Here is a 22,140-nt window from a genome sequence, read left to right as displayed (position 1 = left end):
ATATCTCAGTCGATATTGGGCGAACTTGGCTTTAGTAATCAAGTTTGGTTTCAAGTATGTCTTATAAATACCAACTACAAAATGAATCGGCAGGCTTGCCAGTTAAGGATCCTGAGGAATTAGAGGGTTATCTTAACGCGTTTTTAGATATATCAGTTGACCCCGTATTTATAAAAGACGGAGAGGGTAAGCTTTTAGTTGCTAACAATGCTTTTTGTGAGCTTGTGAACGTTACTCGAAAAAAGCTTATTGGAAAAACTTTCTCCGATAAAATCTACCCACAAGAATTGGTGAATCTAGCGCAGAGCGACAAGCAAGTGTTAGATTCTGGGAAAGATAAAGTTATAGAGCAAACCCTGAAAGGAAAAGGTAATAAAGTAAGTGTATTACTGGCTAAATTGAGCCGATTTATCGACCGCAACAACAGGCGTTTTATTGTTGGTGTAATTCGTGATGTGACCAAACGCAGGCAGAATGAGTTAAGAGAAACCACTCGTAGTGAAGTGTTAGAGCTCATCACCAACGGAGAGCCTCTAAAAGTGGTCTTGAACGCGATTGTCAGTGTGGTTGAGCTTAACAATCCGGAAATGATGTGCAGTATCTTACTTCTCGATGAGTCTGGGATTCATTTACGTAGTGGAACTGGAGCAAGTCTTCCAAAGTTTTATGTCGATGCTATCGATGGCGTTGAAATAGGTAGTGGCGTAGGTTCTTGCGGCACAGCAGCGTTTATTAACGAACGTGTCATCGTTGCAGATATTCAAACACACCCTTACTGGAAAAATTTTAAAGCGTTAGCTGAGCGCGCTAATTTAGGTGCCTGCTGGTCTGAACCCATTCGTTCTACACAAGGTGCAGTGCTTGGTACTTTTGCCATTTATCACGCTAGTATTAATTACCCCTGTGACGCTGATCTTGCGCTAATTGAGCAGACTGCCAGTTTAGCGAGTATCGCTATCGAAAAAAATCGTTTTGAAGAAACATTAAAGCGAGCTGCCAGCGTTTTCACTCATGCGAACGAAGGCATAATTATTACCGACGCCTCAGCCACGATTGTTGAAGTGAATGATACGCTGTGCCGTATCACCGGCTACAGCAAATCGGAAGTACTGGGGAAAAACCCTAAAATTCTTCAATCGGGTCGTCACGCTGCACAGTTTTATGAAAACATGTGGAATACGCTTAACACTGATGGAAACTGGAGAGGGGAGATTTGGAATCGTCGTAAGGACGGTGAAATTTACCCTGAAATGGTCACAATCAGTGCAGTTAAAAACGAGGAGGGTCAGGTTCAACACTATGTTTCGCTTTCAACCGATATATCAGAAATTAAGCTCAATGAAGGCAAGTTAGAACGGATAGCACATTATGACTTGCTGACCAATTTACCTAACAGAGTTTTGCTTGCTAAGCGCCTTAATCAAGCCATTAAACACAGTCAGTTACAACAAAATTCATTAGCTGTCGCATTCATGGATTTAGATGGTTTTAAAGCGATTAACGATAACTACGGACATAACATAGGTGACCAGTTTTTGGTTGAGGTCTCTAGTGGCTTAAAAGCTAGCTTGAGAGCAGGTGATACCATTGCACGTATTGGCGGAGACGAATTTATTATAATCATGGTTAACCTGAATGAGTTCAGTGACTGTGAGCATGTTTTAAATCGACTTCTTAAATCTGCCTCTGCACCAGTCAATGTTGCCGATGCGGTTATGCAAGTATCAGCGAGTATTGGAGTCACTGTCTTTCCTCAAGATAACGTAGATGCTGATCAGTTAATACGGCATGCGGACCAAGCCATGTACGTTGCAAAGCAAGGAGGTAAGAACCGATATCACCAGTTCGACTTAGAACAAGATAACGCGATTAATACTTATAATAAAAGCATTGATAATGTGCGCGTTGCCCTGGAACGAAATGAATTTGTCTTACATTACCAGCCCAAGGTGAATATGAGTTCTGGTGAAGTCATTGGCGTAGAAGCTTTGATCCGCTGGGAGCATCCCGAAAGTGGTCTAATTCCTCCGCTAGATTTCTTGCCTGTTATTGAAGGTCACGGTGTCAGCTTGCAAGTGGGAGAATGGGTTATTGATGCGGCTTTGACACAAATTGCGTGCTGGCAGAAAAGCGGTATTTCATTACCCGTAAGTGTGAATATTAGCGCACATCAATTGCAGCAGGACAACTTTACCTCTCGGCTAGAAGCACTGTTGGCGGCTCACCCTGATGTAGACCCTGGCTATTTAGAGCTAGAGATTCTGGAAACTAGTGCGCTGCAAGATACTTTCCAAGTATCTTCAACAATGAATGCGTGTCACGATTTAGGGGTGAGCTTTGCTTTAGATGATTTTGGTACTGGTTACTCATCACTTACTTATCTGAAGCGTTTGCCAGCTTACTTGATCAAAATTGATCAAAGCTTTGTACGAGATATGCTAGATGACACTGATGACTTAGCGATTGTTGAAGGTGTGGTTGGGTTGGCAAAGACATTTAAACGAGATGTAATTGCGGAAGGCGTAGAGTCGGTTGAGCACGGCGTTGCCCTTGTCCGCTTGGGTTGTGAGTTAGCGCAAGGCTATGGCATAGCCAAGCCTATGCCGGCCAATAAAGTTTCTCAATGGCTAACTACTTGGGAAGCTAACGAGGCATGGTTGGCGTTGAGCGGTAATCGGGAACTTGCTTGAGCAGAGAGTTATTACTAGTTTTCAAGACACCCATCATAAGAAGGCATTAACAGGACACCCATCATAAGAAGGCATTAACAGGACACCCATCATAAGAAGGCATTAACAGGACATCCATCATAAGAACGCGATTAGGGTGATTTTAATTTATAAGGCTACCTAATTTTATTAAGACACCCAAATTTTATCAAGACACCCATGTTTAAATTTAAACAGAAGTAGTAAGCAAGATTCGAAGGACACCCACCTTAATGTAGGTTTGAGTCCCATTCTTACTCGAGTAGATGCGGTGGGTGTCTCGATAACTCCACTCGATAATTCCGCACAAAGATACAGTGGGTGTCATTATAATTCTGTTAGCCGCGCAGAATTAGAAATTCACCAAGTACTTTGCTCAGTAAATATATGTGCATATGACAAGTCTACTTAGCTGGTCTGAAAAGTGGCTTATAAAGCGGCAGCATTATGGCTAAGAAAGGGTTAGGTATTAGCTTTTTAAGATAAATTCGGATAGTTCAATAAGGTTTTTTTGCCACCTAATTTATACCACAGAATAGAAGGTGGGTATTAACAGGCGCAGGAAAGTAATTTTGCGTTTTTCATCCCCCTTGCGCGCTGCCTGTTGGTATTTTGCTTAAATCCCCTCATTGTAATTTCACAACCTGCCGCATAACTAAACAGCTTTTCAAAGTGGGAAGTAAGTGCCTGCCAGTGAACCTGACTTATCCCCAACCGAGATAATATTGGGGCGCAATTGCTGTGAATATATCCAGGTTTGTCATCACGAATGATCCTTCCCGTTGTATCAACGAGTTCAAGGTAATCAGTCAGTCTAATAGGTATTTCTTTGATATTGCGTTGATTGCGTTCCCCTGAAAAGGGTAGTAATGCAGAAATCTTCGAATTGCCTTTCAATGCCTGTAAACGTGAGTAAATACTGGTGTACCTAGAGTTTTCGGGGGTTGTCGCTATATTGGCTCTAACGGGGTTTAGGTCTACATAGGCCATACAGGAAAGTAGGGCGCTTTCATTCAATAAAGCTTGAGATTTAAATCTACCTTCCCAAAATCGCCCTGTGCACTCGTCCTCTGTATTAGCTGCCCTAGCAATGAATTCATTGAGGTTTCGCATAAACCAACTAATGTCATACAGGCGCCGGCGGTAAACTTCAGCGGTATCGGTTACTGCTTTTATTTCTGCACCCGAGAGACGCTCACCCTTGAGATACCTTTGGGTAAGCAGGGTACCTTTATGGATACGGTGCCATTGGGTTAGCACTTGTTCTAAGCTCCAAGAATTGGCACTTTTTATATCAACGTGCAGTACCACATGAACGTGATTACTCATTACCGCATAGGCACAAATATCAATAGAGTACACCGAAGCTAACTCTAGTAAGCGACGCTCGACCCAGCCTCTTCGATGCTCGAAGCTTTTTCCTGAGAGTTGATCAACACCGCATAGGTAGCATTGTCTGACGCAGCGTGAAACGCAGTGATAATAGGGTGTATCAGCAAGGCTAATTTGGCTGCGTCTTGATTGCGGCACGGTTAATATCCAGTAATTTCATATTGAACCATGCTAGCAATCAATAACCATTAATGAACCTGTATTTTAGGCGTGAATTAATCGAATTAACTCTCTATTTTATTGCGGGTGTTTGGTTAGTGGACTTTTACTATGGGTGTCTTGATAGAACCCCTTCATTCTAACGATGGGTGTCTAGTTATCAATGAGTGTCTTGATAAAACACTCTCATTCTAATGATGGGTGTCTAGTTATCAGTTATCATGTTGTGAGCACTTAGCCCTAGAGAATCTGAAATTAATTTTTCTTGGCAAGCAATGCATTAGCTACTTTAGACACTGGTTTCCTGTTCAACACAGAAGAGATAAATTCAGTAGCTATAAGCAGCTTTTCCATACTCACGTCAGTTTCAATTCCAAGTCCATTGAGCATATACAGTACGTCTTCCGTCGCTACGTTTCCGCTGGCACCTTTAGCATATGGGCAGCCCCCAAGCCCAGCAACCGCGCTGTCTATATTCGATATACCATATAGTAATGCGGTGTAGATATTGACTAGTGCTTGGCCATAGGTGTCGTGAAAATGAACGGCTAAATCTGCAACTGGTACATGCTGGCAAACGTGCTCGAGTAAACGAGCCGTAGATGCCGCAGTGCCGGTTCCAATGGTGTCGCCAAGTGAAATTTCGTAGCAACCCATATCATGTAACGTCTTTGAAACTAGTGCCACCGACTCGCTGGGGATTTCTCCTTCATAAGGGCAGCCCATCACACAAGACACGTAGCCTCTAACTGGAATTTTATGCGTGTTTGCAGCTGCAATGACAGGCTCGAATCTTTTCAAGCTTTCACTGATTGAGCAGTTTATATTCTTTTGGGAAAAAGACTCAGACGCAGCGCCAAAAATAGCAACTTCATCGACGCCAACAGCCAACGCAGCTTCAAACCCTTTTAGGTTTGGGGTTAAGGCTGAATAGATAACCTCTTTTACCCGGCTAATTCCTTTGAATACTTCGTCAGAATCTGCCATTTGGGGAACCCACTTGGGAGACACAAAGCTGCCAGCTTCAATACGTTTCAAACCACTTGCATTAAGTAAATTGACGAGGTGTATTTTGTCTTTAGCGCTAAGAATCGCCTTTTCATTTTGCAGCCCATCACGGGCACCAACTTCCACGATACTCACTTTCGAAGGAAAGTGAGTAGTAGGGTTAGTGACCGAATTTACGATGGGTGTCTTCATAGACTTTTCCACGCTCATTCACCTTTTGAGTCAGAATCGAAATCAATCAGCACTGAGCCGCCATCGACCAACTCACCAGGTTGATAAAAGTAGCCACGCACCACACCGTCGCAAGGGGCAGTAATACTATGCTCCATTTTCATGGCTTCCATAATAAGTAAGGGGGCATCTTTTTTAACGCTATCACCAATCTCAACCAAATGAGCCACTACGGTACCATTCATTGGTGCATCTAAGCTTGCACCATTATGGTTGTCATCATCATCTCCCATATCAGGCGCTAAGACCTTGAAGTGACAGGGCGAATCTTGACCAAACAAGCCAAATTGCCCTTCATTGTTCGAAAAATGATATGTACGCCTTACACCCTCTACAGAAGCAATTAACTTATCACCAACAATATGACCCGTTACCTCAATGCTTTCGCTATCTTTTCTCACCTTAAGAGAAATGGCCTTTTGATTCAGAGTATTATCTGACTCGGCTATATGTCTTATTGTGAGTGAGTGAACTTCATCATTCACCATAACGGACAGGGATTCTTGATATCCCATGTTGGGGCGCCATGAGCCTATAGTTCCCCAGGGGGAGGGTAGTGAACCAATCTTCGCTGTACCTTGATTGCGTGAAAGTACAGACAAAAGTGCAATGGCAGGAAGCTCGGCATCTACGGATTGGCTCTGGTTGTTGAACAAAGTGTCAGCGTGTTTATCAATGAAAGTTGTGGTTAGTTCAGCGTTACTGAAAGGCGCACTTGAAGCCACGTCGATAAGAAAATCTATATTCGTGGTTACTCCGTCAATGTGATACTGCTTAAGCGCACTAACTAACTGTTTTAAAGCCGCATCTCTGTTTTCACCCCAAACGACAAGCTTAGATATCATTGGGTCGTAATAAACACTGATGTCGTCACCTTGCTGCACGCCGGTATCAATCCGTACTTTACTCACTGAACTTTGGCTAGATAACGTGGGTGTCTCGTTAAGCGACTGGCTATTTTGATAGGAAGTCGAGGTTGATAGCGTGGGTGTCTTGATAAGCGAGAGCGTACCGCTGGCGGGCAGAAAATCGTTGTTAGGATCTTCGGCGTAAATGCGTGCTTCGAATGCGTGTCCCGTTAATGTTAATTCTGACTGAGACTTAGGTAGCGCTTTACCTTCTGCTACATCAAGCTGCCAACGAACCAAATCTTCACCGGTAATCATTTCTGTTACAGGGTGCTCAACTTGCAAGCGAGTATTCATTTCCATGAAATAGAACGAGCCGTCTTCGTCATACAAGAACTCAACGGTTCCCGCACCTACATAATTAATCGCTTTGGCTGCTTGAAGGGCGGCTTCGCCCATTTGCTGGCGAATATTGGCAGGAAAATTAGGCGCTGGTGCTTCTTCTATTACCTTTTGGTGACGGCGCTGCACTGAACAATCACGTTCAAACAGGTAAACACCATTACCATGGGTGTCACAGAAAACTTGTATCTCAACATGGCGAGGGCGAGTGAGGTACTTTTCAACCAGCATATGCTCGTCGCCAAAGCTGGCCATCGACTCTCTTTTAGCTGCACTTAACGCGGCCGAAAACTCACTTTCTTTCCACACTTGGCGCATACCTTTACCACCGCCGCCGGCAGCAGCTTTAAGCAACACTGGGTAGCCCATGGCATCGCTAGCTTGCTTCAAGGTCGCTTCGTCTTGGTCATCGCCGTGATAACCTGGCACCAAAGGCACGCCTGCACTTTCCATAATTTTCTTTGCTGCCGATTTAGACCCCATAGCTTCTATGGCAGACGCCGGTGGGCCCACGAATATAATATCGTGCGTGGCACACGCTTTAGCAAATTCGGCATTTTCAGATAAAAAGCCATAGCCCGGATGAATGGCATCTACACCAAGCTTCTTGGCATATTCAATAATTGCAGTACCGCGCAAATAGCTATCTTTAGAGGGAGCAGGGCCTAAATAAACCGCTTCATCGGCTTGTAAAACATGCAAGGCTTTTGCGTCGGCGTCTGAATAAACCGCCACCGTTTGTATACCCATGGCTTTAGCTGTACGCATCACTCGGCATGCAATTTCGCCGCGATTGGCAATCAGTAACTTTTTAATCATGCTAGTTTCTCCTGCCACGCTGGGGTACGTTTTTCAATAAAAGCCCCCAAGCCTTCTTGTCCTTCTTTCGAGGTTCTTATTTTGGCAATTTGTTTGCTTGTATCATCAAGCAATTCAGCATTAATAGGCGCACCGGCAACCTCTTGCACTAACGCTTTTGCATGCGATACCGCTATCGGTCCATTTTTCAAAATTTGGGTGATAATGTCGTCTATTGTGCTATCAAGTTCATCTTCGGTTACCGATTCGCTAAGCAGTCCTAGCCTCCGTGCTCGCCGTGCTGAAAAGACTTCTGCAGTTTGAAAATAGCGTCTACACACACGTGCGCCCATGGCTTCTATTACGTAAGGGCTGATAGTAGCGGGAATAAGGCCTATCTTTACTTCGCTTAAACAAAACTTACTTAATTTGCTACCAATGGCAATGTCGCAGCAGGCGATAAGGCCTACCGCGCCGCCAAAAGCTGCCCCTTGCACGCGAGCAATCGTAGGCTTTGGTAAGGTGTACAAGGTGTGCAGCATGGTAGCCAGCGCCATAGCGTCGGCGTGATTTTTGGCTTCATCGTATCCAGCCATGCGCTTCATCCACTCTAGATCGGCACCTGCACTAAAGCTCTTGCCTTCACCTTGTAAAACAACGGCGCGAACACTACTGTCGTTACCAGCACGCGTAAATAGCTCGGTTAAGGTGGCAATCATGTCATCGTTAAATGCATTGTGTTTGTCAGCACGGTTTAGCGTAATAAGGACAACATTTCTTTCGTCTACGTGATAAGTAACTGCTTGTTCCATAATAATATCCCTCAAACTACATACGAAAGACACCGAAGCGGGTGTCTGGTATAGGTTGATTTAATGCCGCAGATAACGATAGACCTAACACCGTGCGGGTGTCAGCAGGGTCAATCACGCCGTCGTCCCATAATCTGGCCGAGGCATAATATGGATGTCCTTGTTTCTCGTAGGTATCGATAACCGGTTGTTTGATGGCGTGTTCTTGTTCATCGGTCCAGGTTTCGCCGGCACGTTCTTTTTGATCGCGTTTTACTTGCGCCAATACCCCAGCGGCTTGCTCGCCGCCCATTACTGATATGCGGGCATTAGGCCACATGAATAAGAACCTGGGGTCGTACCCACGGCCACACATGCCGTAGTTTCCTGCACCAAAACTACCGCCAATTAAAATGGTAATTTTTGGTACTTGGGCACACGCAACGGCGGTCACCATTTTGGCTCCGTGTTTAGCTATCCCGCCATGTTCGTACTGTTTTCCCACCATAAAACCGGTGATATTTTGTAAAAATACAAGGGGTATCTTACGCATTGCACACAATTCAACAAAGTGTGCACCTTTAAGCGCGCTTTCGCCGAATAAAATGCCATTATTGCCGATGATGCCTACTGGATAGCCGAAGATGCGCGCAAAACCACATACTAATGTAGTGCCATATAAAGGCTTGAACTCATCAAAGTCTGAATCATCGACTACCCGAGCGATAATTTCTCTTACGTCGTAAGTCTGCTTTGAATCGGCAGGCACAATACCGTAAATCTCTTTGGCATCGAAACGTGGAGGCTTTGGCTCTGCCACATCTAACGCGACATTTTTAGTACGGTTAAGCCTAGATATCGCATTTCTAGCAAGAGATAGCGCGTGATGATCGTTATTAGCTAATTGGTCTGCTACCCCTGAAATACGGGTATGCACATCACCACCGCCAAGCTCTTCGGCGCTTACCACTTCACCAGTCGCGGCCTTCACTAGGGGCGGTCCACCTAAAAAGATGGTGGCTTGTTCTTTCACAATGATGCTTTCGTCCGCCATGGCGGGTACGTATGCACCGCCAGCTGTGCATGACCCCATCACCACCGCAATTTGCGGAATATTCTTTGCCGACATATTGGCTTGGTTAAAGAAAATGCGGCCAAAGTGTTCTTTGTCAGGAAACACTTCATCTTGATAGGGTAGGTTGGCACCACCTGAATCTACCAAGTAAATACAGGGAAGGTTGTTTTCTTCTGCAATAGTTTGTGCCCGTAAATGTTTTTTCACGGTAAGCGGGTAGTAACTGCCGCCTTTTACCGTGGCATCATTAGCCACTATCATGCATTCAATGCCCGACACGCAACCAATACCGGCTACTACACCTGCGCAAGGTACATAATCATCGTACACTTCCCACGCCGCCAATTGGCCTATTTCTAAAAAGGGTGTGTTGTCGTCAATTAAGGCGTTAATGCGATCTCGGGGAAGTAATTTTCCACGCGCTTGATGGCGCTGGGCAGCTTGTGCACCGCCACCCATTGAAACTTGTTCTATTTTTGCAACCAAGTCGTTTACTTGTGCTTGCATATGCTGCGCGTTGGCAACAAAGGTGTCTGATTTAGTATTTATCTTTGAACGTAGAACGGGCATACCCCCTCCTGATTGTTCAGCGCAGCTTAAAAATGACTAAGACTGCGCAGTCTGTCGTTAAATGTGAGCGCGTGTTTATTTTGATTCGTTAAACAGCTCGCGGCCAATAAGCATTCTGCGAATTTCTGAGGTACCCGCACCAATTTCATATAATTTGGCATCTCTTAATAATCTGCCGGTGGAATACTCGTTGATATAACCGTTGCCACCTAAAAGCTGAATAGCGTCTAAGGCCATCTTGGTGGCTAATTCTGCAGAATATAAAATGGCACCTGCAGCGTCTTTTCGGGTGGTATCACCGCGGTCACAAGATTTTGCAACGGTATACACATACGCTCTGGCGGCGTTCATTTGCGTATACATATCAGCAACTTTGCCCTGAACAAGTTGAAATTGACCAATAGATTGGCCGAATTGTTCTCGGTCATGAATATAGGGTACAACCACGTCCATGCAGGCCTGCATAATGCCCAAAGGGCCGCCTGACAATACTAAGCGCTCGTAATCTAGCCCACTCATTAATACCCGTACGCCTTCGCCTTCCTTACCTAGAATATTTGTAGCAGGTACTTCACAGTCTTGAAAAACAAGTTCACAGGTGTTTGAAGAACGCATGCCTAATTTGTCGAGTTTTTGTGCGCGGGTAAAGCCAGGAAAATCACGTTCCACAATAAATGCCGTAATGCCCTTAGGCCCAGCCTGTGGGTCTGTTTTTGCGTAAATGACAAAGGTATGGGCATCTGGACCATTGGTGATCCACATTTTGTTGCCGTTTAAGATGTATTTATCACCGCGCTTTTCAGCACGTAATTTCATACTCACTACATCTGAACCCGCATTTGGCTCACTCATGGCTAACGCACCAATGTGCTCACCAGACACTAACTTGGGCAGGTATTTCTCTCGCTGTTCGTCGTTTCCGTTTCTAAAAATCTGGTTTACACATAAATTAGAATGAGCACCATAGCTCAGGCCAATTCCCGCGGATGCTCGGCTCACTTCTTCCATTGCTATGGTATGGGCTAAATAACCCATATCGGCGCCGCCATATTGCTCTGATACCGTAACACCCAATAAACCCATTTCACCCAGCTTGGGCCATAATGCATTGGGGAATTGATTATTAGCGTCGGCTTCTTCCGCTAAGGGTGCAATTTCATTTTGTGCAAATTGAAAGACTTGGTCGCGCAATAAATCAATATCTTCGCCAAGATCAAAGTTCAGTGTAGGGTAAGAGGTATTCATGCAATTTTTCCTTGTTCTAATTCCGCTAGCTCTTCACGGCATCGTGCTTCTACTTCATCGAGTTCTTGCATCAGGCTTTGAATATCTTCAAGTTGCTGATGAAGTACAGCCCGTTTTTGTGCGGTCATTTCTAACATAGTGCCTAGCTGAACGGCGGAATTGGCGTTGGTGTCGTACATCTCAAATAAGGTTTTAACTTCTGCTAGGGAAAACCCCAATCGCTTCCCTCTAAGAATGAGCATTAATCTCACTCTATCTTTGTTGTCATACACACGGTTTTGCCCGGTACGCTTGGGGCTAAGCAGCCCTTGCTCTTCATAAAAGCGAATGGATCGGTGAGTTATATCGAACTCTCTTGCCAGTTCACCTATAGCGAATACCGACTCTTTCTCGTTGTTATTCATAACACGTACCTTTGGTCTTATGTCTATGTCTTATGCTCTTTACAAAAAGACTCTCCCTGAATGGAAGGGGTTTCTTGACACTAAATATATTGAGGTTTACGTTAACGTTAATTACCTTTTACGTTAAGGTAAAGTAACATTTTGCTAACGTCAATTTTTCATATGTGAGATAGTTCGCTTATCTAAACATGGGTGTCTACATTTTTATACGAAAGTAAAGTTAGTTGAATATTATTCCATAAATTACAAGTGGTTAGGAGTTCAAGTGATGAGTAGTGAAACAGTAGTGATAGTAGCAGCGAAGCGCACACCAATGGGAGGCTTCAATGGTAGTCTGTCTGGGGTAGCAGCCACCGAACTAGGTGCCACTGCCATTAAGTCGGTGTGCGACACATTCGATGTAAACCAAGTTGATGAAGTTATTATGGGGTGTGTTCTGCCTGCTGGCTTAGGTCAAGCTCCAGCTCGTCAGGCATCGTTAGGCGCAGGTCTTCCTCTTAGCGCAGGCGTAACAACCATTAATAAAGTTTGTGGTTCTGGTTTGAAAGCGGTAATGCTGGCTCACGATCTAATTAAGGCGGGTAGTGCTGAAGTGGTTGTCGCTGGTGGGTTCGAAAGCATGAGCAATGCGCCTTATATGTTGCCAAAGGCAAGAACAGGCTATCGCATGGGGCACGGACAAGTACTCGACCATATGATGCTAGATGGCCTTGAAAATGCCTACGACGGAAAGGCGATGGGATGTTTTGCCCAAGATACTGCCGATGCTGAAAATATTACGCGTACTCAAATGGATGAATTTGCTCTGAACTCGCTTTCAAAAGCCAATGAAGCGATTAACAGCGGCAGTTTCAAAGACGAAATCGTAAACGTGACTATTTCTGGTCGTAAAGGCGATGTGGTCGTTGATACTGATGAAGGCCCAGGGTCTGCGCGGCCAGAAAAAATACCATCACTTCGCCCAGCGTTTAAAAAGGATGGCACGGTAACCGCAGCAAATTCTAGCTCTATATCAGATGGCGCAGCGGCTTTATTAGTGATGAGCGAATCTAAAGCGCAAGCGCTGGGATTAACGCCGCTTGCAAAAGTGGTGGCGCATGCTACGCATTCTATAGAGCCAGAAAATTTCACGGTAGCACCGGTTGGTGCGATGGAAAATGTGCTCTCAAAAGCAGGTTGGTCTAAAGACGAGGTCGACCTGTTCGAAATTAACGAAGCCTTTGCCATGGTAACAATGCTGGCTGTTCAAAAACTGGGATTAGACGAGCGAAGAGTGAATGTGAAAGGTGGCGCATGTGCACTTGGCCACCCCATTGGTGCCTCGGGTGCGCGAATTCTGGTTACCTTGCTGCACGCGCTTAACCAAAAGAAAGCGAAAAAAGGCATCGCCTCTTTATGTATTGGTGGTGGGGAAGGCGTAGCACTTGCTGTTGAAATGCTATAATCAAGCTTGATTGACATCAAAAAAAGCATGACTTATTAGCAAATGGCACCGCAAACCGGTGCCATTTGTGTTCTAATTATTCTAGAAGCGTTCACTCTGTGTCGCTAATAGGTTCATTTTCTTATTTAAAAATGTCGAAATTTTAATCTGTTATCTTGGCATTTAGTAACTATGAAGCGAAATGGCAGGTACATTGCCTAAATTTTGGCTGAATGTGCTGGTATCGTGATTTTTTAGTTTAGACCGATGTTGCATTTGCAGGCGCTAAGTTAGATACTCTGGTATGCGATTTTTCGCATTTTACGTATTTGTATTTAGGTGGTCTTTTTGATTTCTTTCAGGTGTTTACGCCTTGTCTTCTTAGCAATTTTGCTTACGCTTCCTTACTCAGTGGAATTAGCAGCACAAGCGCTTCAACAGAACGTTTCTCAACCACAATCGATGAATAACACGGCTCCTCGTGAGGTGACGTATTGTGTTGATCCCGACTGGGCACCTTACGAAGCTATACGAAATAATAATCATGTTGGTATTTCTGCCGACTACATTCAGACTATTTCTGAGCTTTCTGGCTTAACCTTCAAGCTTGTGCCAACTCAATCATGGGAACAAAGTTTGGCGTACGTACAGCAAGGTACCTGCCAGGTCATCTCTATGCTGAATGTTTCTGACTTTAGAAAACAGTTTCTCGATTTCTCTGCGCCATACTTTGAAGCACCTAATATTTTAGTTGCCCGCTCAGGCACGCCTATTTTGCAAGGTTACGCAGGCATTGGCCACAGAACCGTTGGGGTCGTGAAGGGGTACAGGCAAGTAGAATACATATCTAGGCATTATCCAGAGTTAAGACTCAAGCTAGTGCAGACGGAAAGTGAAGGGCTTGCTGAACTGGCAAGGGGGGACATCGACGTTATGGTGGGCTCATTATTAAGTGTGAACACGCATATCAATAATCAAAAAATAGATAACGTGAGTATTGTTGGGTATGCCGAACCGTTCGACTCACTTGCATTCGGCGTTAACAAATCTTCTCGCGATATTATTCCTATTTTAAATACTGCCATTGCAACCATTCCAGAGAACCGAAAGGTTGATATTTATAAGCAGTGGAATAACGTTCAGGTTCGTTATGAGCGGGATTACTTCAAACTAGTAGTAACTACGTGTTTCGTACTACTGGCCATTGTTTGCTTAGTGTGGCGCAATAGAACCGTTTCACAATTTAAACGTTTAACGAAGCAGAAGAATGATGAAATAGAATCGTTGCAAACTACTTTGCTAGACCGAAATCGAACCCTAGAATTTTTGTCAGCCCACGATACGTTGACTGGGCTTTATAATCGCAATCACATGATTCAAAAAGCAGAAGAAGAAATTTCTCGCTTCCACCGTTTTCATACTACCGCATCGTTAATTGTTGTGGAGATTGAGGTTAAACGTGATTGTCGGGGTGAATTAAGTGAGTTCGATAGAGAAAATATTTTAAAGCAGGTAGCGTCTCAATGTCTTGCGACCGTAAGAGAAGTAGACATTGTGTCACGCTTCACCGGTGAGCAGTTTATCATTTTATGCCCACAAACTGCCTTAGATGCGGGGCGGGTTCTCGCTGACCGATTAGTGGAATGTATCGATCAAGACGTGCTTAACAACAATACGAAAATGCAAGTTAGTGCGGGCTTAGCTGAACTAAAAGAAAGTGAAAACTTCACCGATTGGCTTGAGCGCACAACGAAAGCCTTGTATCACTCAAAAAGGTTGGGGATCGCAAAGGTATCAGTAGCAGACTAACGTGCAATGAAAACGCCGTTCAGCCTGCTTCAATAAACGCTAATACTCTTTACATCTTGCCTAGCGTCTTAGGTATTAGCGTCTTATTTTTTAGAAATAATAGCAGTTTAGATGATAGGTTCGTAATGCCATTGATGAGAATCATAATGAATGTGGGCTCTTTCATACTCACGCTCTGAGCGCCAATTACGATTGTTCAATTTGGCTGTTACACCAGGGTAGAGCTTCTTATTGGCAATTAGCTTGATATCTTGTTGGTACTGAATTTTCGCATCGTTAATTTCTAGCACTTTCATTTCAATCCAATCAAGCAATGCATTTTCGTTATTGAACATTTCAAGGGCTTCAGTCACTTTTGTTTTAAGTTCTTTAGGCACTTTTTTACTTTTCAAAATATCAATTTTTTCTTTGTGCTTGCTGTTGTTTTCGCGAAGTTGGCGAACAAGCTCATCTAACGCATCTTTGCGTTCAAGTAGTTGTGCAAAGCCTGGGCTAAAATCAACTTTAAGCATACTGCCAGATACCGCACCAAGGGTGCCAGCCTCTATTCTATCTTGGCTTACGATATCGCAAGCAAACAAGTTACCCATTGGCTTGTCTATTTGACCCACAATAACTGCACCACCACAGTGGAGCTTACTGTAAGCTAATTGACGGCCAACAGTAATGTTGCCCGAACACTGAATTTCGATACCTTGACCATGCTGAACGTGAATACTGCCTTTCGCTATAAGGTGGCAGTTGAATTCACCCGCACTGTCATTTACTTTCCCCATAGCACCTTCGGTGATAATAATATCGCCACCAGATTCAATGTGAGCAGACTCTACAAAACCGTTTATGGTAACGTCGCCTTCTGCTTTTATTTGCATTTTTTCCGTCACGTCGCCATTGACCAGCACTGCGCCTTCATAATTTACGTGACCTGTACCCACATTTACTCCGTTACATATATAGGTATCGTCGATATTCATGGTTTGGTCTTGGTATTTAGGCATACCTGCAATGGATGACACCAATAAATTTTGATCGTCATCGGCCTGAACGGTACCAGTGCCTTTGCGAAACTCTATCCATTCACCAGGAACAGGAGGTAGCTTGCTACCGCGCACATCGAAGCCACTTCTGCCTAGGGTAGGCTCAGTTCTGCGAAGTACGGGTGTGTCTACTTTGACGCAGATAACCTCACCTAGGTTTCGCATATCAACCCGCTCACCTTCATTGGTTTGCGGTTTTAATATACGTTCAAGTGCATTAGGCACTAAAGGAATAAATCGAGAAGAACGGCCATTTCTAGCAGGTAGGCCTTTCGCTACGGTACGCTCAATAACAGTGCCTGGAGGTGATTTTCGCGCTTCCATCAACATGGCTTCGATAACTCGTGTGCCAAGACCTCGATGGATATTATTTTTAAAGGCTAAAGACTTGATGGTGTTTAACGTGGGAGATTTACCACCGTAAGGTGACGTGATCACAAGGTTAGCTGTCATTGCGTCTTCAGGAATACGAAACTCTATTTCAGCGTTCCTTCTCTCTCCAACTCGCTCTTGGACCAAGGTGTTATCACCGGTTTTAAAGTAATGATTAGCAGTATCACAAGCCGATTTTAAAGCCGCATCTGAAACGTATAACCGTTTAGTTTCACCGGCTTCTAACTCGGCTTTTACTTGGCGTATATCTATTTCTTTAGAAAACTCTGAAGGGTTTAGCGTCAGGTTTATATGAGTTCTTGTTTTATCAAAGCTTATGGTTACGCCGTTCATTACTACATTCATCCTTTGAGCCGTCTTGCTTACTTTTCTATAGTCAATATCGACCTTAACGCTGCAGACTTAAGCGTGTTTATGCATTATTGTGATTACAATAATGCATTAGACATAAGTTTAATGTAATGCGATTCGTTGCGTCTCGTCAAAGGTTTTCGGCATATTGAAATAATGCTCTTAATATCGCTTGTTTTTCGGGATTATCAACATGTTCATGGGCAAGGCGTTCTAACGTGCTCATATAATGCTCAAGCGTAATCGATGCTGGTGAAGTGGAGTCGGTTAAACGCTCTTGTCGATGTCGTTGCCACTTCAGCGTTTCATCATAGGTAAGTGTTGACGGGTAATTACGCGCTCTATATCTAAACAATAAAGCCCTAAGGCCTACATGCTGAGTGTCTTCAGATAAGGCGCCAAGTTGTTCTGGGCTTGATTCCAGTACTTTATCGCACCAATGGCGATCTTCAGTACTTAAAAAACCTCCGCTATAAAGGGCATGATCGATATCTTGCTCTTTATCATCTGCGTCGTTTTCATACACTTTTGACAACTTCATGCCTAAGTCACGCTCTTGCGCCAAAATACGGTAATTTTCAAGGCAGGCATCTCTGTCTAACCCTAATCTATGCGCGTTATCTTCTGTCATTGCTTTTGCAGTAGTCACAAAAGGAGAGCGGTTAATATGAATGAGCTTCAACCCAGGGCGCAAACTATTGGCATCACTGCCAGGCTCATAGCGCGCGTAAAGTTTGGCTTTTATCTCTTCAGGAGAATCGTTAAGTAAGCTATCGATAGGCTTTGACAAGTCTACGGCAATAATTGCGTTACTGTTGGTAGGGTGTTTAGCAACAGGCATTATCCACGTACAACACCCTTGGCTAGCAGGCAACTTAGCTGAAATATGCAACAAAACGGAAGGCTTAGTTAAATCAAACTGGTTAGCCACATTATGCTTACTACGAAGCGAATAAGCGTATTCGAATAATCTAGGCTGCTTTTCTTTAATGAGCTTTGCTAAGGCGATAGTGGCGTGAACGTCACTTAATGCATCGTGAGCGTTCTCATGACTTATGCCGTTTTCTTTGGTTAAGTGTTCTAGCTTGAAGCTAGGCGTACCATCTTCACGAGCTGGCCAGTTTATGCCATCAGGGCGAAGTGCATAGCATGCTCGCGCTAAATCTATAATATCCCATCGGCTATTTCCATTTCGCCATTCTCTGGAATAAGGGTCATAGAAGTTTCGGTAAAACAAGAAACGAGCGACTTCATCATCGAAGCGTATGCTATTAAACCCCAAACTACAGGTGTTGGGGGTCGACATTTCTTCATAAATACGTTTGGCAAAATCAGCTTCGTTCGAGCCGTCACGTAAGGTTTGTTGAGGCGTAATGCCGGTAACCAAACAGGCTTCAGGGTGGGGCAAGTAATCGTTAGCGATGGCGCTCATGATATTAATGGGCTTACCAATAATATTAAAATCCAGATCGGTTCTAATAGCGGCGAACTGACAAGGTAAATCTTTTTGACCACTGGTACCGAACGTTTCGAAATCGTACCAAAGAAAGCTAGGTTCGTGCATGTTCTAGGTTACATTTTTGAATAAGTGTCATCATGCTGGCAGTGTACACTGCGTGGGTTTGAATACCAAACCTAGCTATTCAAAACGAATTTAATCTATAACTTGCTAATCTGTAAATCTGAAACTAGTTTTTAATGTATATCAGATAATTGGAATGTATTTCACCTTGGCAGCGGTTATAAAACAGAAACTGGGAGCAAAGTATTCCCAAAAAATGCTGGGCTTCGCTGTTATTGGGGCAATTTTAGTTACCATGGTTGTGGCCCTTTTATTTGAAAGTAATCTTTCGCAAAGCGTTTTAGATGATGTGTCATCCGAGTTAAATCATCGAACAAGTGAAATAGAGGGCTTTACCCAACGCCAAGCCGCCCAATATGCCGATAATTTAAAATTTCTACACGCCACGCCGCCGATATCAGGTATTCCACGCGCAATTGAGAATGATGGCGTGGATCCCAAAGAAAACACCAGCTTCGCGCTGTGGAAAAAGCGTTTAGAGACAATTTTTATCGCCTTTATAGAAAATAACGAAGAAGTTGATCAACTTCGAATTATTAGCGTTGAAGACAATGGTCAAGAAGTAGTGCGAGTTGAAAGAGATGGTCTAAAAATAGCAGCAGTACACAGCGTTGACCTTCAAAAGAAGAGCGAAAGAGACTATTACCAAGAAAGCGCAAAGTTATCTCGAAACGAACTGTACATGTCTGGTATTAGTCTCAATAAAGAATACGGCAAAGTCGAGTTTCCTTATAAACCTGTGATCCGTCTATCCTTACCTATCTTTAGAGGGAGTGGTGAACGGTTCGGTTTTATCATTATGAACGTCAATACTGCTATAGCGTTAGTTGGTATGAAGCAATTCGCAATGTCGCCACAAGAACTTTACCTTACTGATGAAGAAGGCTATTTCATCTACCATCCAGAAAAAAACTTTAGTTATAGTAAAGACCTTTCACCTGAAGAAACATGGCACACTGAATTTTCATCGCCCTTATATGAAGGGGCTCGTTTGTTAAAAAATAGCATTGATGGAAACAAGAGTGAGATATACATCGCAAGTCGAAGAGTCATTGTAAGTAGTTCACCGAGCCCCAAATTTATTTACGTGCATCTTGCGCTTCCTGCAAAAACTATTGTCAGTTTAATGAACGACAGGCGATTGGCGGTTTACGGTTTTCTGTTGGCAATGTCTATCTTGTTCGCAGCGGTATTACTATTTTTTCATCGTAGTGCTAAAAAGAGCTATGAACTGGCAGAAGCTCGCGGTGAGTCGGCAGCCATTGTGGCAGGGTCAAGTGACGCTATAGTCAGTATGGATATTGCGGGCATAGTAAAAAGCTGGAACATGGCCGCAGAGCGATTATTCAGACTGCCCAGTTCGACCATATTAGGGCATCACTATGGTGCGTTTGCGTCGATACGCCCCATATCTTGGGATAAATACTTAAATGCTGAGGTAGCACGAACCGGCTACTTTCAGGATGAAATTTTATATAAACAAACGTCAGGTATTGAGAATTGCTTAGCGGTTACTGTGTCTCCCATATGGGGGGAGCAAGGTCAATACTCAGGCGTGGCAGTGGTTTTACGAGACATCACTGAAGAACGTAATACCCAAAGGGCCATCGAGAAAAATAATCTAGAACTTGAAGAAAAGGTGCAAAGTCGCACTAAGCAACTAGCAGAAGCACGGGATGAAGCGCAACAAGCTAGTCAGGTAAAAAGTGCGTTTATCTCAAGCATCAGTCATGAAATGCGGACCCCTTTAAACGGTATAGTTGGGTCGCTTAATTTGTTGAAACGTCAGCCTCTTTCTTCTAAAGCGGAACAGCTCGCGGCTATGATGGATGTAAGTTGTAACAATTTGAGTGTGTTAATTAATGACATACTAGATATGTCGAAAATTGAAGCCGGGAAATTAGATTTAAACGTGCAAGCGTTTAACCCTGTGCAATTAATAGAAACATTATCTTCATCATTGGCGGTACGAGCCCACAACAAGGGTTTAGAGTTTCTTGTCGATACCACAGGGTTAAAAGCTGAAACCTTGGTGTCAGATCCACATCGTGTTTCTCAAATTATTAGTAACTTGGTGAATAATGCCGTCAAATTTACCGAACGGGGGCATGTGGCGCTTACTGCATCACTTAAAGGCAGTGACGAGGGCAAAGTGCAGCTTCATGTGTCGATAACCGACACGGGTATTGGCATTGCAAAGGAGCACCAGTCAAAGCTTTTCACAGCGTTTACCCAAGCAGATGCTTCTGTTGCTACACGATTTGGTGGCACAGGATTGGGTTTATCTATATGTAAACAGCTCAGTGTTTTATTGGGCGGAGATATCGATTTTTCTTCCACACAAGGCCAAGGAAGTGTCTTTTCATTTTGGGTTGCAGTAGATGATGTTACTTCCGCTGATAGTCAGCAAAGCTTGGCGTTATCTAATAAAATGGACGGTTTGCGTTTAGCTGTATTTGCTCAGTATCCACCGCTTGCACAAAACATTAATAACTTAATCACTAGCGAAGGTGGTAGCAGTGTAGAAACCTATACCGACACCGTGTCTTTCGAAGAGGTTCCTTGGGAAACCATTGATGTCATCGTCACCGATTACAATAACCCCATATTGTCGGTAGTAGACGAAAATTGGGAAAACTTGGCGAAGCAAATATCCATTCCACGCATCTGTATGTTGCAAAGCATTGGAAAGCAAACCACATATTACGCTAACTTTACCCCGGCTATTTTAACAAAACCCTTGCTGAAATCTGAATTCTTAAAAGTCGTTGATAGCGCTTCTTCGGAGTTAATAGAAAATCAACCTACACATCACGTAGAATCGAATGCGACGGATATAGAAAAAGAGAGTATTGCTGGGGCTCATGTGCTTATAGTGGATGACAACGCTATCAATATAGAAGTGGCGAAAGGGGTACTTGATAATTTGCCCGTTTCGGTGAAAACTGCCAGCAACGGTGAACAGGCGTTAGATATTGTTAGGGAATGCGAAAAAGAAGGGCACTATCTTCATTGTATTTTGATGGACTGCCAAATGCCCATAATGGATGGATATAGTTGTACTAGCGCTATTCGAGATGGCCGCGCAGGGCAGGTACATCAGCAAATTCCTATTATTGCTATGACAGCCAATGCGATGTTAGGGGAAAAGGAAAAGTGCATTGCAGCAGGCATGAGTGACTATGTCACCAAACCTATAGTGGCAAGCATGGTAGAGCCTAAAATTATCAATTGGATCCAGTCTGCGTACAGCCCCCAATTTCTAGGTAAATCGGTACTGGGCGATACACAAGTAGCGCATGGCGAATATGCAAGTGAGCGTCCCGCTTTGGCGGCGTCATCGGGCTTTACGGAGTCTTCTCCAGTTTCTCCATCTTGTTTATCTTCCTCGCTTTCCTCGCCCTCCTCAGTATCGGCACCATCAACACCTGTGATATCTATCTCACATATGACACCCTCTTCGTCAGAAGGAAGTGATGCACCCGTTTGGGAAAAGTCACGCGCCTTGTCACGGTTGGCGAATAACCAGGTTTTATTCGATAAAATATGTGAAATGTTTATTGAAAGTGTGCCTAGCAAATGTGACGAAATTAAAGCTGCTGTAAACGACAAAGATGTCTCTAAAATTAAACTGGTGTCTCATACCATTAAAGGAATGGCGGGTGATATTGGCGCTGTGATGGTGCAACGTCGTTTTAGTGATATTGAGCGACTCGCCAAGGATGAAAAGTTGCTGGAAATAGACAATGTATTGCCAGATGCCATTAACGAGATAGCCGTATTTTTGAATGAGTTAAAGGCAGCCTAATTCAGTGTGCTATGTGACATTTGTGGTAAGTGCGCAATTTGCTTTAAACAGCTGCTTAAAATCCAGTTTTAGTGAGTAAAATCGAATAGAAAAAGTAGCTGTCATA

At 43.8% G+C, this 22,140-nt stretch carries 13 protein-coding genes; 4 read left to right on the top strand and 9 right to left on the bottom strand.

What is annotated here, in order from left to right:
* The first annotated feature begins 56 nt into the window (after positions 1-56).
* Positions 57-2,690 carry an EAL domain-containing protein gene (locus AVL57_RS07095; RefSeq protein WP_057792469.1) on the top strand — a complete coding sequence of 878 codons (2,634 nt, stop codon included), beginning with the start codon at positions 57-59 and terminating at the stop codon, positions 2,688-2,690.
* 567 nt (positions 2,691-3,257) lie between these two features.
* Here AVL57_RS07095 and AVL57_RS07090 read toward each other — a convergent pair.
* The 7 genes from AVL57_RS07090 to AVL57_RS07060 all read right to left on the bottom strand — a co-directional run bounded on the left by AVL57_RS07090 (position 3,258) and on the right by AVL57_RS07060 (position 11,631).
* Entirely contained in the window at positions 3,258-4,238 is a 981-nt protein-coding gene (locus AVL57_RS07090) for a hypothetical protein (RefSeq protein ID WP_057792468.1), read from the bottom strand.
* A gap of 276 nt (positions 4,239-4,514) precedes the next feature.
* The gene (locus tag AVL57_RS07085; protein ID WP_057796209.1) at positions 4,515-5,459 is read right to left on the bottom strand and encodes a hydroxymethylglutaryl-CoA lyase; all 945 of its coding nucleotides are present in this window, start codon (positions 5,457-5,459) and stop codon (positions 4,515-4,517) included.
* A gap of 14 nt (positions 5,460-5,473) precedes the next feature.
* Entirely contained in the window at positions 5,474-7,567 is a 2,094-nt protein-coding gene (locus AVL57_RS07080) for an acetyl/propionyl/methylcrotonyl-CoA carboxylase subunit alpha (RefSeq protein ID WP_057792466.1), read from the bottom strand.
* The gene (locus AVL57_RS07075; RefSeq protein ID WP_057792464.1) at positions 7,564-8,358 is read right to left on the bottom strand and encodes an enoyl-CoA hydratase/isomerase family protein; all 795 of its coding nucleotides are present in this window, start codon (positions 8,356-8,358) and stop codon (positions 7,564-7,566) included. The genes AVL57_RS07080 and AVL57_RS07075 overlap by 4 nt, the downstream gene beginning before the upstream one ends.
* 16 nt (positions 8,359-8,374) lie before the next feature.
* Positions 8,375-9,982 (bottom strand): carboxyl transferase domain-containing protein, encoded by a 1,608-nt coding sequence (locus AVL57_RS07070; RefSeq protein ID WP_057792461.1) that lies wholly within the window; start codon positions 9,980-9,982, stop codon positions 8,375-8,377.
* A gap of 75 nt (positions 9,983-10,057) precedes the next feature.
* Complete coding sequence (locus tag AVL57_RS07065; RefSeq protein ID WP_057792460.1) at positions 10,058-11,227, bottom strand: isovaleryl-CoA dehydrogenase; 1,170 nt, start codon at positions 11,225-11,227, stop codon at positions 10,058-10,060.
* Entirely contained in the window at positions 11,224-11,631 is a 408-nt protein-coding gene (locus tag AVL57_RS07060) for a MerR family transcriptional regulator (protein WP_057792458.1), read from the bottom strand. Before AVL57_RS07060 ends, AVL57_RS07065 begins: the two co-directional genes overlap by 4 nt.
* A 268-nt stretch (positions 11,632-11,899) precedes the next feature.
* On the opposite strand from AVL57_RS07060, the gene AVL57_RS07055 reads away from it, so the two are divergent.
* The gene (locus tag AVL57_RS07055) at positions 11,900-13,075 is read left to right on the top strand and encodes a thiolase family protein (protein WP_057792455.1); all 1,176 of its coding nucleotides are present in this window, start codon (positions 11,900-11,902) and stop codon (positions 13,073-13,075) included.
* A 327-nt stretch (positions 13,076-13,402) separates the two neighbouring features.
* Positions 13,403-14,863, top strand: coding sequence for a diguanylate cyclase (locus tag AVL57_RS07050; protein ID WP_082604934.1), 1,461 nt, complete (start codon positions 13,403-13,405; stop codon positions 14,861-14,863).
* Between the two features lie 107 nt (positions 14,864-14,970).
* Here the strand turns inward: AVL57_RS07050 and AVL57_RS07045 are convergent, their stop codons facing one another.
* Positions 14,971-16,626, bottom strand: a complete 1,656-nt coding sequence (locus AVL57_RS07045; RefSeq protein WP_057792453.1) for a FapA family protein — start codon at positions 16,624-16,626, stop codon at positions 14,971-14,973.
* A 148-nt stretch (positions 16,627-16,774) separates the two neighbouring features.
* On the bottom strand, positions 16,775-18,208 hold the full coding sequence (gene sbcB, locus AVL57_RS07040; protein ID WP_057792452.1) for an exodeoxyribonuclease I: 1,434 nt from the start codon (positions 18,206-18,208) through the stop codon (positions 16,775-16,777).
* Between the two features lie 166 nt (positions 18,209-18,374).
* Here sbcB and AVL57_RS07035 point away from each other — a divergent pair, with 166 nt between their 5' ends.
* Positions 18,375-22,034, top strand: a complete 3,660-nt coding sequence (locus tag AVL57_RS07035; protein ID WP_158443230.1) for an ATP-binding protein — start codon at positions 18,375-18,377, stop codon at positions 22,032-22,034.
* The last annotated feature ends 106 nt before the right edge of the window (positions 22,035-22,140 follow it).

The sequence above is a fragment of the Alteromonas stellipolaris genome, assembly GCF_001562115.1.
GTDB lineage: Bacteria > Pseudomonadota > Gammaproteobacteria > Enterobacterales > Alteromonadaceae > Alteromonas > Alteromonas stellipolaris.
The sequence above is the reverse complement of the archived record's forward strand: the minus strand, read 5'-3'. Positions and strand labels throughout refer to the sequence as shown.